Genomic DNA, 12,819 nt, shown 5'->3' with positions numbered 1-12,819 from the left:
CTGCCTGGGACATGCCGTGGGCGAGCCTCAGCCAAGGCTGCAAACCAAGCTGGAAAGCCGCTCTGCGATTTCGGACCGCCGGAATGGCTTGGCCAGCACGTCAAATCCGTGCATCTGCTCCGGCGATAGATTCGAGTAGCCGGTGAGAACCAGGACCGGCAGGTTGGGCAGACGCTGGCGCAGCTCACGAGCGAGTTGGGTGCCGCTCTTGTCCGGCATGATGTGGTCGGTGACCAGCACATCGGGCCGCAGCCCCGCCTCAATCATCTGCAACGCAGCTGCTGCGGAGGCCGATTCTTGCACCTGGTAGCCGAGGTCCTGCAGCTGCAGTGCAGTGGTGCGGCGGACCAACTCCTCGTCGTCGACCAGCAGAACCAGCGCGGCCCTGGGCGCCAATGGCGCTTCGTCGAGTTCAGCGTCTTTGTTCGCCGCTGGGTCTTCGGTAATCGGCAGCCAGATATTCACCCGGGTGCCCTCGCCCTCTGCGGAGCTGATGCCTAGCCCGCCACCTGACTGCGCGGCCAAGCCTTGCACCATCGACAGGCCAAGCCCGGTTCCCTTGCCGACACCCTTGGTCGAGAAGAAAGGCTCGGTGCAACGCTGAAGCGTCTCCGCATTCATGCCGCAGCCGTTATCCAGCACCCTCAGACAGACATAGTTGCCGGCGGCCATACCCCTGACCGCGCCTGCCGCAACCCTGTCCATAACCGCATTGATCTCCAGCCTGCCGCCGTCAGCCATGGCATCTCGGGCATTGACGGCCAGGTTGAGCACCGCCAGCTCAAGCTGGTGCGGGTCGACCAGTACCGCCGGCAGATGGCTTGGTACATTCACCACGACCTCGATCGTCGGGCCGAGGGAGCGACTGATCAGATCGCGCATATCGGCGACCAGCGCCTCGAGCATCACGGCGCTGGGCTGCAAGGTTTGCCGGCGGGCAAATGTCAGCAAGCGGCCGACCAGCACACGGGCCTTGTCCGCTGCCTGCAACGCGGCATCGACCAGACCTATGGATCGATCGTCTTCCAGGCGCCGCCGGATCAGATCCAGGGTGATCATGATGGGCGTCAGCAGATTGTTGAAGTCGTGGGCAATCCCGCCGGTTAGTTGCCCGATGGTTTCCATCTTGCGCGTCTCGTGGTGTTCGGCCACTTCGCCCTCGCGCTGCGCGACCATGAGTGCCACGCGCTCTTCCAGGCTTTCATTCAGCTCACGCAGCTTCACCTCGGCACGCACGCGCTCGATATGCGCCCAACAGCGCTGGCTCACATCGCGAATCAGCGACTGCTCGTAGGCGGACCAGGCGCGCGGCACCTTGTCGTGAACCGCCATCAGCGCGGTCAGGCGGCCCTCCTTCACCAGCGGTATGCAGATCGTCGCGGTGATGCCGAGCGCCTGAAAAGCCGCGGACTCGTGGTCGGGCAGCTGCTTGAGGTTGTTGTCGATGACGAACGCCTGCCCCGCACTCAGCCGCTCCACGGCCAGTTGGCCAAAGTCCGCCAGGTGATAGTGGCCGAGCAGATGAGGCACGCCCTGCGCCGCCCAGTCTCCACGGATGGTGAAGCCGTCTTGGTCGGGGTCCATGTCCGCATAGGCGCAGCTGGAGAGTTTCATATGCTCACCCAGCATGCGGGTGATGGTGGCCATGATCGCATCGGGGTTGGTGACGTTGACCACCGAGCGCGCCAGCTCATCGAGGAATTCGAGGCGCTGGTTGGTGAGCACCGTGCTGGTGGTTTCCGCGACCGTGTCCAATATGCCGATGACCTGGCCATCGGCATCGCGAATCGGGCTGTAGCAGAAGGTGAAGTACGCCCACTCGGGCGAGTTGCCGCGCTCAATGAGCAGCGGGAAGTCCTCGATAAAGGTCGCCTGGCCGGCCAAGGCATTCTCGGCGATGGGCCGAATATCCTCCCAGACCTCGCTCCATACCTCCTTGAAGGGCTTGCCGAGCGCCGGCGGCTTGTTGCCCAGAATCAGACTGAAAGCGTCGTTGTGAAGGGTGATCAGATCGCTCCCCCACATCACTGCCTGGGGGAAGCGCGACTCGAGGCACAGCGCCACGGCTGTTCTCAATACGCTCGGCCAGGTCTCAATCGGCCCCAGCGAGGAAGAACTCCAGTCATAGTTGCGGATGCGCTCTGCCATCGCCCCACTACTGGAAAGCCAATTCGTCATTTGCCCATTCCTATCGGGACTTGTAGCCAGACACTGCGAGCCGCAGCCAACAGGGATATACCGAGCCTACACCAAGAAAGTTCCCTAAATATTCATAGACGGTTGTGCTTGAGGGGCGTAGAACCTGAAAAGGCAAACCGGCAATCGGCAATTCACGCCCACACTCCCCGCCCAGTCTCTAGATAGTTCAGCACGGCAAACAGAGCCGTTCCCGCTGAAGACCTGACTAAGGAACGTGGTTAATCCACCCGAGCAACCCAGGCCAAGGGCACTCGCGCTTAGAAAGGCTTATCGATGAATTCGCTCATTCGCGAGCGCTACGAGGTTGCTCTCGCAGCGCAGGAAGAGGTTATTTATCTAGAGGTGCTTGTTTCACCAGCGCAGGATTCTGCTGGTCAATGTGGTCATCAACGGGACGACCCAGGCCGTGTACTACCCATCGCCAGAGATCGACATGCCGCCCAGCGAGGCGGAACGAGCATGCCGAATGGCGCTCATGCACTTCACAACGCAGCTATACCGCGTCTACGGCCTGGACCGACGCAGCGTTCTGCGGCGCAAGGCGCTGATCCTGAATCCGCTAGGGCCGCTATACGACGGCGTTCTGCTCAAGCACCTGGACGGCGTCGCTAGCCCGCTTACAGCCAAAGCCACCCTGCGCACCACCGCCTGAGCAGAAGCCGCGTGACGCGGCTCGGTCAGGACTTGCTGCCCGTAAGCTCCGGCGCGTAGCGATGACAACCGCACCGGCTACAGCACTGGCATACAAGCACCTCACCACCTACTTCCATCGGCGTGCCGGCAGACCACATACAACCTCGAATCAGGCACATAAGAGTCATTTCAGCCTCCTCGCGGCAATTGGCCGCCGGATGTCCGTCATAACAATCGACCCTGCGGATTTGCCGAAGGTTTAGCCAAAAATTCATGGATCACCCCGGCCTGCGCGGCTGTCCATTGCTCATTGGCCCATGCGGGAGCAGTGCAATGGCGAAGAATTACCTCTTTCTGGTCAGCTACATCCTGGATAACCAGCCGCAGTCCACCACCCTGGATATCGATGCCGAGTCGCTGACCCCGGAGCAAGCGCTGTCTCACCTGCAGTCTCTGCACACCACCGCGTTGCCCGGGTTAATCACCGATGTGCAGATCAGCCGTATCGACCCACAGCGAACGGCCTTCTCGCCTGGCCACTATCGGCAGCCCTGAACCATGCACAATCTGGAAACGCCGACCTGCAAGCTGGCCCTGTACGGCGCCCACAGCAGCCTGGGCAATGCACTGCTGGCCGAAGCGCTGCACCGCCAGTACGAGGCCACGGCAATGCTCACCGAACTCAATTCGATCCGCGCCCGTCCGGGCCTGCGTACCAAGGGCGGCGAGCTGTTCGACCCGATTGGTGTAAGCCAGAGCGTGGCGGGTATGGACGCGGTGATTGCCCTGCTCGACAGCACGCAGGACTCCGAGGAGTTCTCCCAGCATTTCAACGCCCTGCTTGCGCTGCTCGACGGCCTGGAAACCGCCGGCGTGCAGCGCCTGCTGATCGTCGACGACTTCGCCTGGCTGGAGGCTGAACCCATGCCGAATGCCCCGGTCCATACTCTGGAAGCGCGTCTGCTGGCCAGCCCGCTGTGCTGGACGCTGGTGCAGGCGCCCGTTCAGCCGCCACGCCTGCTGGAGATCGACGATTTCCGCCAGCCCGACGCGACCGCCCTGCCCCTGCAACGCTTCGCCGCCGCCCTGCTCGACGAGATGCGCCTGGAGTTGCACCGGCATCAACTCATTCATATCGACCTGCACGGAGGGAAAGGCTGATGGAAGCCGAAAGCGTCATCCTCCTCGCCATCTCATCCTGGTTCCTGGTAGCCGCGGCCATGCTCTGGGGCATGCTGCGCGTGGTGCGTCGACATGCCCTGGATGCCCATGCCTACCAGGAGCCGAACCGGCCCCGCGAAGTGCCCGTGACAGCCCGGCGCAAACCGCGCCGACCCAAGCCGCAGCGGCCGATATTGTCGCCCGCCTGGCGCGCCGCACAGCACTTCGCGCATCGCTGAAAAATCTTTGGCACTCGGCACCACATGGCTGGTCGAAGCGGAAATCCACCACTTCCAAGGAGCAGCGCAATGATCAATCAACCACGTATAGAGCCGGCATTTCGCGAGGAGCTGCTGCATGCGCTGGTGGATTGCGTGGCGCAGCATTTCGAGGAAGCCGCCGACTACGCCCATGCCAACGGCCTGCAAGCCAGCATGCAGCTGCGCAACGAAACTCAGGCCGAACTCAAGCTGACCCTGCGCCGCCCCAGCGATGGCACGCCCTGCTGCTATCGCATTACCTCGGTGCCCGACAGCCACCTGGTGCTGCACGAGAAGAGCTACGGTCGCGATGTGCAGCGCCTGCAGGCTCCGCTGGACTCGATCAACCACACCCTGGTGGAAACCGAGCTGGCAGCTTTCTTCATCAAGGCGGCAGCCCTGCCGCTGGATTACATCGCCGAGCGTCACCAGCCGGGCTTTTTCTAGGCAGTGCCCGCGCCAGAGCGCCCCGCTGAAAGAACCGCCGCATGGCGGTTTTTTGCCGAATGGGCAAAAAGTCCGCGGCGCCCCCGCGCTACGCTGCTATGTTTGAGCGCTCGCGGCACTGCCATTGCATACGTCATGTCATTCGACACTGCTGCCAAGGAGCTAGTGTCACCCCTTCCCTACGCATGAAAGGAAATCAGCGATGTCCGCCGTCTCACAGCTTGCCGAGCTTCTCAAACAGAACGAAGAACCCCTGCTGGAAAAATGGATGGCCGCCCAGCGCGCCGCCGGCATCCGCATGGACCTGGTCGACGACCGAACGGTGCAGGACAACTCCCGCGAGCTGCTCAAGGCGGTGACCATCGCCCTGGCCCAAGGCTCCGACGACATCGATTCCGCCGCCTGGAAGCCGCTCAAGGGACAGCTCGAACGGCTCTCGGTGACCCAGGCCCGCCAGGGCTTCTCGCCCTCGGAAACGGCCACCTTCGTGTTCTCGCTCAAGGAGCCGCTGTTCGATCTGATCCAGCAGCAGGACAGCAACGCCATCGAGTTGGTGTGGCTGCTCAGCAAGCTGATCGACAAGCTCGGCCTGTTCAGCATCGAGTACTACATAACCGGTCGCGAGATGGTCATCCGCGAGCAGCAGGAAAGCCTGCTGGAGCTCTCCACCCCGGTAGTGCAGTTGTGGGACCAGGTGCTGGCCGTGCCGCTGATCGGCGCGCTGGACAGCAACCGCACGCAGATCGTCATGGAGGCTCTGCTGGAGAAGATCGTCGAGACGGAGTCCGATATCGCCATCATCGACATCACCGGCGTACCGACCGTGGACACCATGGTCGCCCAGCATCTGCTCAAGACCATCACCGCGGCCAAGCTGATGGGTGCCAAGTGCATCATCAGCGGCATTCGCCCGCAGATCGCCGCCACCATCGTCCATCTCGGCGTGGAACTGGGCGACGTGGTGACCAAAGCCTCCCTGGCCGACGCTTTCAAGATGGCCCTCAAGGAGCTGGATATCCGTCTGGTTCGCAGCGAAAAGGCGCGTTGAGGGGATCGCCATGGTAGATCGCATTCCAATTCTCAAGATGGGCAAGTACCTGCTGCTGAGCATTCAGGTCGACATGCATGACCAGCTGGCAATGGACCTGCAGGAGGACCTCACCGAACAGATCGTGCGGCACAGGGCCAAGGGCGTGCTGATCGACATTTCCTCGCTGGAGATCGTCGATTCCTTCATTGGCCGCATGCTGTCGCACATCGCCAATGTCTCGCGGATTCTCGACGCCAAGGTGATAGTCGTCGGCATGCAGCCGGCGGTGGCCATCACCCTGGTCGAGCTGGGGCTGTCGCTGGATGGCATCGCCACCGCACTGAACATCGAAAAGGGCATGCGCTGGCTGGAAAACAGCGTGAGCGAGGACGATATCGCCGGGGAGCAAGAGAGTGACGACGACACAGACGCTCCCGCTGAAACAGGAAACTGACATCGTCGTCATCCGCCAGAAAGTCCGCAAAGCCGCCGAAGAAGCCCGTCTGGGCCTGGTCTCGCAAACCAAGATCGTCACGGCAGCCAGTGAAATCGCGCGGAATGCACTGATCTACGGCGGTGGCGGCGAATGTCTGATCGAGGCGACCACCCGCGCTGGCCGAGCGGCACTGCGCCTGGTCATTTCCGACCAGGGGCCGGGCATCGCCGACATCGAGCGCGCGCTGGTCGACGGTTATACCTCGGGTAGCGGTCTGGGCCTGGGTCTCAGCGGCTCGCGCCGGCTGGTGGATGAGTTCGTGCTGCGCAGCCAGGTCGGCGCCGGCACCACCGTGGAGCTGTGGAAGTGGAAATGATCGGGCAAGTCGTGCAGTTCGCCCACAGCGTCACCCACGAAGCACACGCCGATGCCGTGCGCCGTCTGGTGATGCGCCACCTCGGCCAGTTGAGCAAGGACGAGTCGCTGACCGGGCGCATCACCGTGGTGGTGCAGGAGATGGCGCGCAACCTGGTGCTGCATGCCAAGGGCGGCGAGCTTCTCTACTACCAGGACAGCGAGCGCCTGGAACTGCTGGCGGTGGATCGCGGCCCAGGCATGAGCGATGTGGCGCGCTGCCTGGCCGACAGCTACTCGACCTCCGGCACCATGGGCGCCGGCCTGGGCGCCATCAGTCGCCTGTCCGACCATTTCGACATCTACTCGCAGGCCGGCCAGGGCACGGTGGTGTTCGCCCAGTTCCGCCTGCAGCCAGCGCAGTCCGGGCCGCTGGTCGCTGCCGGCATCTGCACGCCCTACCCCGGCGAAGAACTCACCGGCGACGCCTGGGCGATCAATGGTCACCGCATGCTGGTCTGCGATGGCCTGGGCCATGGCCATGCGGCGCACGCTGCCAGCAGCAAGGCGCGCGAGCTGTTTCTCGAATATGACCTGAACCTGCCGCTGGAAAACCTGCTCGAACGCCTGCACCGGGCATTGATGTCGACCCGTGGTGGCGCCGTAGCGCTGGCAGAGGTGTTGCCGGAGCAGGCGCAAGTGCGTTTCTGCGGCATGGGCAATGTCGCCGGCGTGCTGCACGACGGCCGCAGCCGCAGCATGGTGTCCGGCAACGGCACGGTGGGTTACCGCATCGGCCGTATCCAGAGCTTCAGCTATCCGTGGACGCCGAGCACGACGATGATCCTGGCCTCAGACGGCATCAGTACCCGTTACGACCTGGCTGCCTATCCGGGCCTGGCCGTGCGGCACCCGGCGGTGATCGCAGCGGTGATTCACCGCGATTTCAGGCGCCACAACGATGACGCGACGGTGGTAGTGATGAAACATGCATAGCGCTCGACGTATAGCCACCATCCACATCAATGCAGAAACCGATGTGGTCACCTGCCGGCAGAGCGCCAAGCGCATCGCCGGCTGGCTCGAGCTGTCCCAGCTGGAGCAGATTCGCTTCGCCACCGCCGTCTCGGAGCTGGCCCGCAACGTCTACCAGTACGCCGGCGAAGGCGCCTTCCATTTCGACCTGGCCCACAATGCAGCCGGACAACTCTGTGGCCTGAGCTTCGAGGCCATTGACAGCGGCCCTGGCATCGCCGCCATCGACCAGATCATGGACGGCAGCTACATCTCGCCGACTGGCATGGGCGTCGGCCTGCTCGGCGCGCAGCAGCTGATGGACGACTTCGATATCCGTACCTCGGCCAAGGGCACGCGCATCCGCGCACGCAAAGTGATCTACCCGCCCCGCCCGTTCCCCCAGCCCAAGCAGATCAACGCCATCCGCGACCAGCTGCAGGGCGAAGGCGCGGCCGACCCCTTCATCGAGCTGCGGGTTCGCGGCACCGAGCTGCTGCTGACCGCCGCCGAGCTGCAGAACAAGCAGGTCGAGCTGGAGGCCACCAACCAGGAGCTGGAGAACACCAACAAGGGCGTGGTGGCGCTGTACTCCGAGCTGGAGAAGGCTACCGAGGAAGTGCGCCAGGCCAGCGAGTCGAAAAGCCGCTTCTTCGCCAACATGACCCACGAGATCCGCACGCCGATCAATATCGTCGAGAACATCAGCAAGCTGCTACTCAAGGGCAGCGACGGCCAGCTCAATCCCGAGCAGCACAAGCAGGTGTCGTTCATCAGCGACGCCGCCGCCGAGCTGTCGGAGCTGGTCAACGAGCTGCTCGACATCTCCGAGGCCCATTCCGGGCGTGTCGAGATCGTCGCGGTGCGCTTCACCCTCGCCGACTTCATCGAGCAGCTGCGCCAGTTCGTCGGCGCCCTGTCCCAGCGCTTCCCGCAGCTGGACTGGGAGATCGTCGGCGCCGACCAGGAGGTGGAGCTGGAAACCGACCGCCACCGCCTGTTCCAGATCATGCGCAACCTGATCGGCAACGCCTTCAAGTACACCCCCAGTGGCAAGGTCTGCGTGCGCACCTACCTGCCGGACGAGCACAGCATCGAGTTCCTGGTCGAGGACACTGGTGTCGGCATCGCCCCGGAGAACCACGACAAGGTGTTCGAGGAGTTCCTGCGCGTGCGCAATCCCGAGCAGCAACAGGTGCAGGGCACCGGCCTGGGCCTGCCGCTGGCCAAGCGCCTGGCCAGCCTGCTGCACGGCGACATCACCCTGCACAGCGACGTGGGCAAGGGCAGCCGCTTCCTCCTGCGCGTCGATCGCCGCCACGGCAGCGCCAGTGCAGAGCAGCAGGAGCTCGACCTCAGCGGCATCAACGTGCTGCTGATCGACGACAGCGAAGCCGACCGCTACCTGCTGTCACGCCTGCTGCAGCCCTATCACCCGGTCATTACCGAGGCCGTCACCGCGGCGTCGAGCATCGACAAGCTGCACGCGGTGCGCCCGGACATCATCTTCCTCGACCTCGACCTGCCGGACATCGCCGGCGAGGACCTGCTCGAGAGCATGGACTGGAGCATGCACGCGCGGGTGCTGATCAACACCGCCAAGCCGCTCGACGACGCGGCCCTGGAGCGCCTGGGCCGGCAGTGCCGGGCGATCCTGCACAAATCTCACCCCGACTACGCTGAACAGGTTCTGCACCACGTACGCCGCCTGACGGAGGAGCAACGCGATGCGCACTAGACGAATCCTCATCGTCGATGACATGGAAGCCAACCGCTACGTATTGCGCAAAATCCTCGCCGGCGAGGCCAACTTCCAAGTAATCGAGGCCGCCACCGGGGCCGAGGGCCTGGCCCTGATGCTGGAGGGCGTGGACCTGGTGATCCTCGACATCAACCTGCCGGACATGACCGGCTTCGAGCTGATCCAGAAGGCCGAGCAGCGCCTGGGCCCCGCGCGGCTGCCGGCGATCATCAACATCTCGGCCACCTTCATCAGCGGCCAGGACAAGGCCACCGGCCTCAACACCGGCGCCCGCGCCTACCTGACGCACCCGATCAACCCGGAAGAAGTGCTGGCCACCATCACCAGCCTGATGAAGAGCAACACCCGCCTGGAGCGGGTCGAGCGCCAGCGCAACTGGGCCGAGGCGCGCAACGAACAGCTGAGCAAGGAAAAGATCATGCTCGAGCGCTTCATGCGCTCCTTCAGCCACGATCTACGCTCGCCGCTGGCCGCCGCCGTGATGGCCACCGGGCTGATGCAACGCAACCCGGAGCGCCGCACCGAGGAGCTGCTCAGCGTGCTGCAGGACAACCTGAAGCGCATCGACGAGATGGTCGGCAACCTGCTGGACATCTCCCACGTCAGCGTCGGCGGCGGCATCAAGCTGCTCAGCGAGAGCATCGACCTGGCCGCGCTGCTGCGCGACGCGGTGGCCAACCTGCGCCTGCAGGTCGACAACCCACTGGAGTTGCAGCTGGAAGAAGCCGGCCTGCAGGTGCTGTGGGACCGCATGGCGTTCCTGCGCATCTTCGACAACCTGATCGGCAACGCCGCCAAGCACGGCCGGCCGGGGCAGCCGATCCGCATCGAGCAGAGCCTGGAGGGCGACTGCGTCCGCCTGCTGGTGAGCAACCACGGCACCTTTCCCGGCGAGGTGCTGGCCAACCTGGCCACGCCCTACTTCATCTCCAGCCGCAGCGACACCAAGGGCTGGGGGCTTGGCCTGCCGATCGTCCAGGCCCTGGCCGAGAGCTTCGGCGGCCAGGTCAGCTTCGGCAACCAGGGCGAGCTGGCGCGCGTCGAGCTGCGCCTGCCGCTGGCCCTGTCCGGCTGACGCGCCTCAGCGCGGCAAGGCGCGCCAGATCTCCCCGGCGTATTCGCGAATGGTGCGATCCGAGGAGAACCAGCCCATCCGCGCGGTGTTGAGCACCGCCGCCCGCCACCAGCGCGCCGGGTCCTGCCACAGCGCATCGACCTTGCGCTGGGTATCCCAGTAGTCGTCGAAGTCGGCGCAGAGCATGAAACGGTCGTCGTAGACCAGCGCATCGATCAGTCCGGTGAAACGACCCGGATCATCCGGTGAGAACACCCCCGAGCGAATCGCCTCCAGGGCGCTGGTCAGGCGCTGCGAACCGGCGATCACCGAGCTCATGTTCAGATCGCCAGTGCGTTTGCGTGCCTCGACCTGCTGCGCGGTCATGCCGAAGATGAACATGTTGTCGCTGCCCACCTGCTCGCACATCTCCACGTTGGCACCGTCCAGGGTGCCGATGGTCAGCGCGCCGTTGAGGGCGAACTTCATGTTGCTGGTGCCGGAGGCTTCCAGGCCCGCGGTGGAAATCTGCTCGGACAGGTCCGCCGCCGGGATGATGGTCTCGGCCAGGCTGACGTTGTAGTTGGGGATGAACACCACCTTGAGCAGGCCGCGCACCGTGGGGTCGTCGTTGACCGTGCGGCTGATGTCGTTGGCCAGCTTGATGATCAGCTTGGCCTGGTGATAGCTGGCCGCGGCCTTGCCGGCGAAGATCTTCACCCGCGGTACCCAGTCGGTGGTCGGCTCGTTGCGGATCGCCTGGTACAGCGCCACGGTGTGCAGCAGGTTGAGCAACTGGCGCTTGTACTCGTGGATGCGTTTGACCTGCACGTCGAACATCGCACCGGTGTCCAGCACTATGCCCAGGCGTTCCTGCACCAGGGCGGCCAGGGCGGCCTTGTTGCGCTGGCGCAGGGCGGCATAGCGCTTGTGCATGGCCTTCTTCTCGGCATGGTTTTCCAGGCTGCGCAGCACCGTTTCCGGCGAATCCAGCACGCCCTCGCCGAGGGTATCGACCAGCAGCTCGGTGAGCGCCGGGTTGATCTGGAACAGCCAGCGGCGGAAGGTCACGCCATTGGTCTTGTTGTTGATCCGCGTTGGGTACAGGCCATGCAGGTCGCGAAACACCGTCTTGCGCATCAGCTCGGTGTGCAGCGCCGACACGCCGTTGACACTGTGCGCGCCGAGGAACGCCAGGTTGCCCATGCGTACGCGGCGGCCATGTTCCTCTTCGATCAGCGACACCGAGCGCAACAGGTCGAAGTCGTGGATGTCCTGCGCGCGCAGCGCATCGATATGGTAGGAGTTGATCAGGTAGACGATCTGCATGTGCCGCGGCAGCAGGCGCTCCATCAGCGACACCGGCCAGGACTCCAGGGCCTCGGGCAGCAGCGTGTGGTTGGTGTAGGACAGGGTCGCCACGGTCAGCTGCCAGGCGTCGTACCAGCTGAGCAGGTGCTCATCCACCAGCAGGCGCATCAGTTCGGCCACGGCGATGGCCGGGTGGGTATCGTTGAGCTGGATCGCCACCCGCTCCGGCAGCAGGCGGATGTCGCCGTGCTCGCGCATGTGGCGCTGCAGCAGGTCCTGCAGCGAGGCGGACACGAAGAAGAACTCCTGGCGCAGGCGCAGCTCCTGCCCTGCCTCTGTGCTGTCGGCCGGATACAGCACCTGCGAGATGCTTTCGGCGCGCACCACCTCGACCACCGCGCCGATATGGTCGCCGGCGTTGAAGCGATCCAGGTGCAGGTCTTCCTCGGCGCGAGCGCGCCACAGGCGCAGGGTGTTGACTGCCGAACGACGCCAGCCGATCACTGGCGTGTCGTAGGCGATGGCGCGCATGGTCTCGTGGGGCTGCCAGCTGTGTCGCGGCACCTCGCCGCCTTCAGTCTGGCTGAGTACCGCGCCACCGAAGCCGATGCTGTAGGCGACCTCCGGGCGCTCGAATTCCCAGGGGTTGCCGAAGTCCAGCCAGGTCTCGGTCTGTTCCTGTTGCCAGCCATCCGCCAGTGCCTGGCGGAACAGCCCGTGTTCGTAGCGGATGCCGTAGCCGTGGGCAGCCAGGCCGAGGGTGGCCATGCTCTCCATGAAGCACGCCGCCAGGCGGCCAAGGCCGCCATTGCCGAGCGCCGCGTCTGGTTCGATCTGGCGAATGCGCTCGAGATCGACACCCAGCTCGCCCAGCGCCTGCCGCGCCACCTCGAGCAGGCCGAGGTTGCTCAGGTTGTCGACCAGCAGGCGGCCGATCAGAAACTCCAGCGACAGGTAGTAGATGCGCTTCTGGTTGCGCCGGTCGAGCTGCGCCGAGGCCTCTTCCCAGCGGTCGACCACATGATCGCGCGCGGCCAGGGCGATGGCCTCGAACCAGTCGTGCTCGTAGGCGTTGCCGGGGTCCTTGCCCACCGCGTACTTGAGCTTGGCGAGGATGCTCTGCTTGAACTCGGCGACCTCGTTTTCCGCAGCCATGGC

Annotated in this window: 14 protein-coding genes; 11 read left to right on the top strand and 3 right to left on the bottom strand. The window is 64.3% G+C overall.

What is annotated here, in order from left to right; all coding sequences use genetic code 11:
- Positions 1–27 precede the first annotated feature (27 nt).
- The gene (locus tag IP89_RS01990; protein ID WP_156114967.1) at positions 28–2,148 is read right to left on the bottom strand and encodes a response regulator; all 2,121 of its coding nucleotides are present in this window, start codon (positions 2,146–2,148) and stop codon (positions 28–30) included.
- Between the two features lie 526 nt (positions 2,149–2,674).
- On the opposite strand from IP89_RS01990, the gene IP89_RS23240 reads away from it, so the two are divergent.
- Complete coding sequence (locus IP89_RS23240) at positions 2,675–2,851, top strand: hypothetical protein (RefSeq protein ID WP_156114966.1); 177 nt, start codon at positions 2,675–2,677, stop codon at positions 2,849–2,851.
- Between the two features lie 25 nt (positions 2,852–2,876).
- Here IP89_RS23240 and IP89_RS23805 read toward each other — a convergent pair whose 3' ends face one another.
- Entirely contained in the window at positions 2,877–3,011 is a 135-nt protein-coding gene (locus IP89_RS23805; RefSeq protein ID WP_371261929.1) for a PSPA7_2676 family Cys-rich small protein, read from the bottom strand.
- 154 nt (positions 3,012–3,165) lie between these two features.
- On the opposite strand from IP89_RS23805, the gene IP89_RS01980 reads away from it, so the two are divergent.
- From IP89_RS01980 to IP89_RS01935, 10 genes are all read left to right on the top strand, one after another.
- Entirely contained in the window at positions 3,166–3,387 is a 222-nt protein-coding gene (locus IP89_RS01980; RefSeq protein WP_043307258.1) for a hypothetical protein, read from the top strand.
- A gap of 3 nt (positions 3,388–3,390) precedes the next feature.
- Entirely contained in the window at positions 3,391–3,993 is a 603-nt protein-coding gene (locus tag IP89_RS01975) for an NAD(P)H-binding protein (protein WP_043307257.1), read from the top strand.
- Complete coding sequence (locus IP89_RS01970; protein WP_043307256.1) at positions 3,993–4,232, top strand: hypothetical protein; 240 nt, start codon at positions 3,993–3,995, stop codon at positions 4,230–4,232. Before IP89_RS01975 ends, IP89_RS01970 begins: the two co-directional genes overlap by 1 nt.
- 69 nt (positions 4,233–4,301) lie before the next feature.
- Entirely contained in the window at positions 4,302–4,700 is a 399-nt protein-coding gene (locus tag IP89_RS01965; protein WP_043307254.1) for a hypothetical protein, read from the top strand.
- A gap of 202 nt (positions 4,701–4,902) precedes the next feature.
- A complete protein-coding gene (locus IP89_RS01960) occupies positions 4,903–5,748 on the top strand; it encodes an STAS domain-containing protein (protein WP_043307253.1) in 846 nt (281 codons plus the stop codon).
- 10 nt (positions 5,749–5,758) lie between these two features.
- A complete protein-coding gene (locus tag IP89_RS01955; RefSeq protein WP_043307252.1) occupies positions 5,759–6,184 on the top strand; it encodes an STAS domain-containing protein in 426 nt (141 codons plus the stop codon).
- Complete coding sequence (locus IP89_RS01950) at positions 6,144–6,542, top strand: ATP-binding protein (protein WP_052080918.1); 399 nt, start codon at positions 6,144–6,146, stop codon at positions 6,540–6,542. The genes IP89_RS01955 and IP89_RS01950 overlap by 41 nt, the downstream gene beginning before the upstream one ends.
- On the top strand, positions 6,539–7,516 hold the full coding sequence (locus tag IP89_RS01945; protein ID WP_043307251.1) for a SpoIIE family protein phosphatase: 978 nt from the start codon (positions 6,539–6,541) through the stop codon (positions 7,514–7,516). The genes IP89_RS01950 and IP89_RS01945 overlap by 4 nt, the downstream gene beginning before the upstream one ends.
- The gene (locus IP89_RS01940; protein ID WP_043307250.1) at positions 7,509–9,272 is read left to right on the top strand and encodes an ATP-binding protein; all 1,764 of its coding nucleotides are present in this window, start codon (positions 7,509–7,511) and stop codon (positions 9,270–9,272) included. The genes IP89_RS01945 and IP89_RS01940 overlap by 8 nt, the downstream gene beginning before the upstream one ends.
- The gene (locus IP89_RS01935) at positions 9,262–10,371 is read left to right on the top strand and encodes a response regulator (RefSeq protein ID WP_043307249.1); all 1,110 of its coding nucleotides are present in this window, start codon (positions 9,262–9,264) and stop codon (positions 10,369–10,371) included. Before IP89_RS01940 ends, IP89_RS01935 begins: the two co-directional genes overlap by 11 nt.
- Positions 10,372–10,377: 6 nt before the next feature.
- On the opposite strand, the gene IP89_RS01930 is transcribed toward IP89_RS01935, so the two are convergent.
- Positions 10,378–12,816, bottom strand: a complete 2,439-nt coding sequence (locus tag IP89_RS01930; protein WP_043307248.1) for a glycogen/starch/alpha-glucan phosphorylase — start codon at positions 12,814–12,816, stop codon at positions 10,378–10,380.
- Positions 12,817–12,819: the final 3 nt, after the last annotated feature.

The organism is Pseudomonas sp. ML96, assembly GCF_000761545.1.
In the GTDB taxonomy this organism is placed as follows: domain Bacteria; phylum Pseudomonadota; class Gammaproteobacteria; order Pseudomonadales; family Pseudomonadaceae; genus Aquipseudomonas.
The sequence above is the reverse complement of the archived record's forward strand: the minus strand, read 5'-3'. Positions and strand labels throughout refer to the sequence as shown.

Coding starts and splice junctions, on each gene's coding strand:
- IP89_RS01990 (WP_156114967.1), bottom strand. CDS start 2,148: ATGGCAGAGCGCATCCGCAACTATGACTGGAGTTCTTCCTCGCTGGGG.
- IP89_RS01965 (WP_043307254.1), top strand. CDS start 4,302: ATGATCAATCAACCACGTATAGAGCCGGCATTTCGCGAGGAGCTGCTG.
- IP89_RS01975 (WP_043307257.1), top strand. CDS start 3,391: ATGCACAATCTGGAAACGCCGACCTGCAAGCTGGCCCTGTACGGCGCC.
- IP89_RS01930 (WP_043307248.1), bottom strand. CDS start 12,816: ATGGCTGCGGAAAACGAGGTCGCCGAGTTCAAGCAGAGCATCCTCGCC.
- IP89_RS01960 (WP_043307253.1), top strand. CDS start 4,903: ATGTCCGCCGTCTCACAGCTTGCCGAGCTTCTCAAACAGAACGAAGAA.
- IP89_RS23240 (WP_156114966.1), top strand. CDS start 2,675: ATGCACTTCACAACGCAGCTATACCGCGTCTACGGCCTGGACCGACGC.
- IP89_RS01935 (WP_043307249.1), top strand. CDS start 9,262: ATGCGCACTAGACGAATCCTCATCGTCGATGACATGGAAGCCAACCGC.
- IP89_RS01945 (WP_043307251.1), top strand. CDS start 6,539: ATGATCGGGCAAGTCGTGCAGTTCGCCCACAGCGTCACCCACGAAGCA.
- IP89_RS01970 (WP_043307256.1), top strand. CDS start 3,993: ATGGAAGCCGAAAGCGTCATCCTCCTCGCCATCTCATCCTGGTTCCTG.
- IP89_RS01980 (WP_043307258.1), top strand. CDS start 3,166: ATGGCGAAGAATTACCTCTTTCTGGTCAGCTACATCCTGGATAACCAG.
- IP89_RS01940 (WP_043307250.1), top strand. CDS start 7,509: ATGCATAGCGCTCGACGTATAGCCACCATCCACATCAATGCAGAAACC.
- IP89_RS01955 (WP_043307252.1), top strand. CDS start 5,759: ATGGTAGATCGCATTCCAATTCTCAAGATGGGCAAGTACCTGCTGCTG.
- IP89_RS23805 (WP_371261929.1), bottom strand. CDS start 3,011: ATGTGCCTGATTCGAGGTTGTATGTGGTCTGCCGGCACGCCGATGGAA.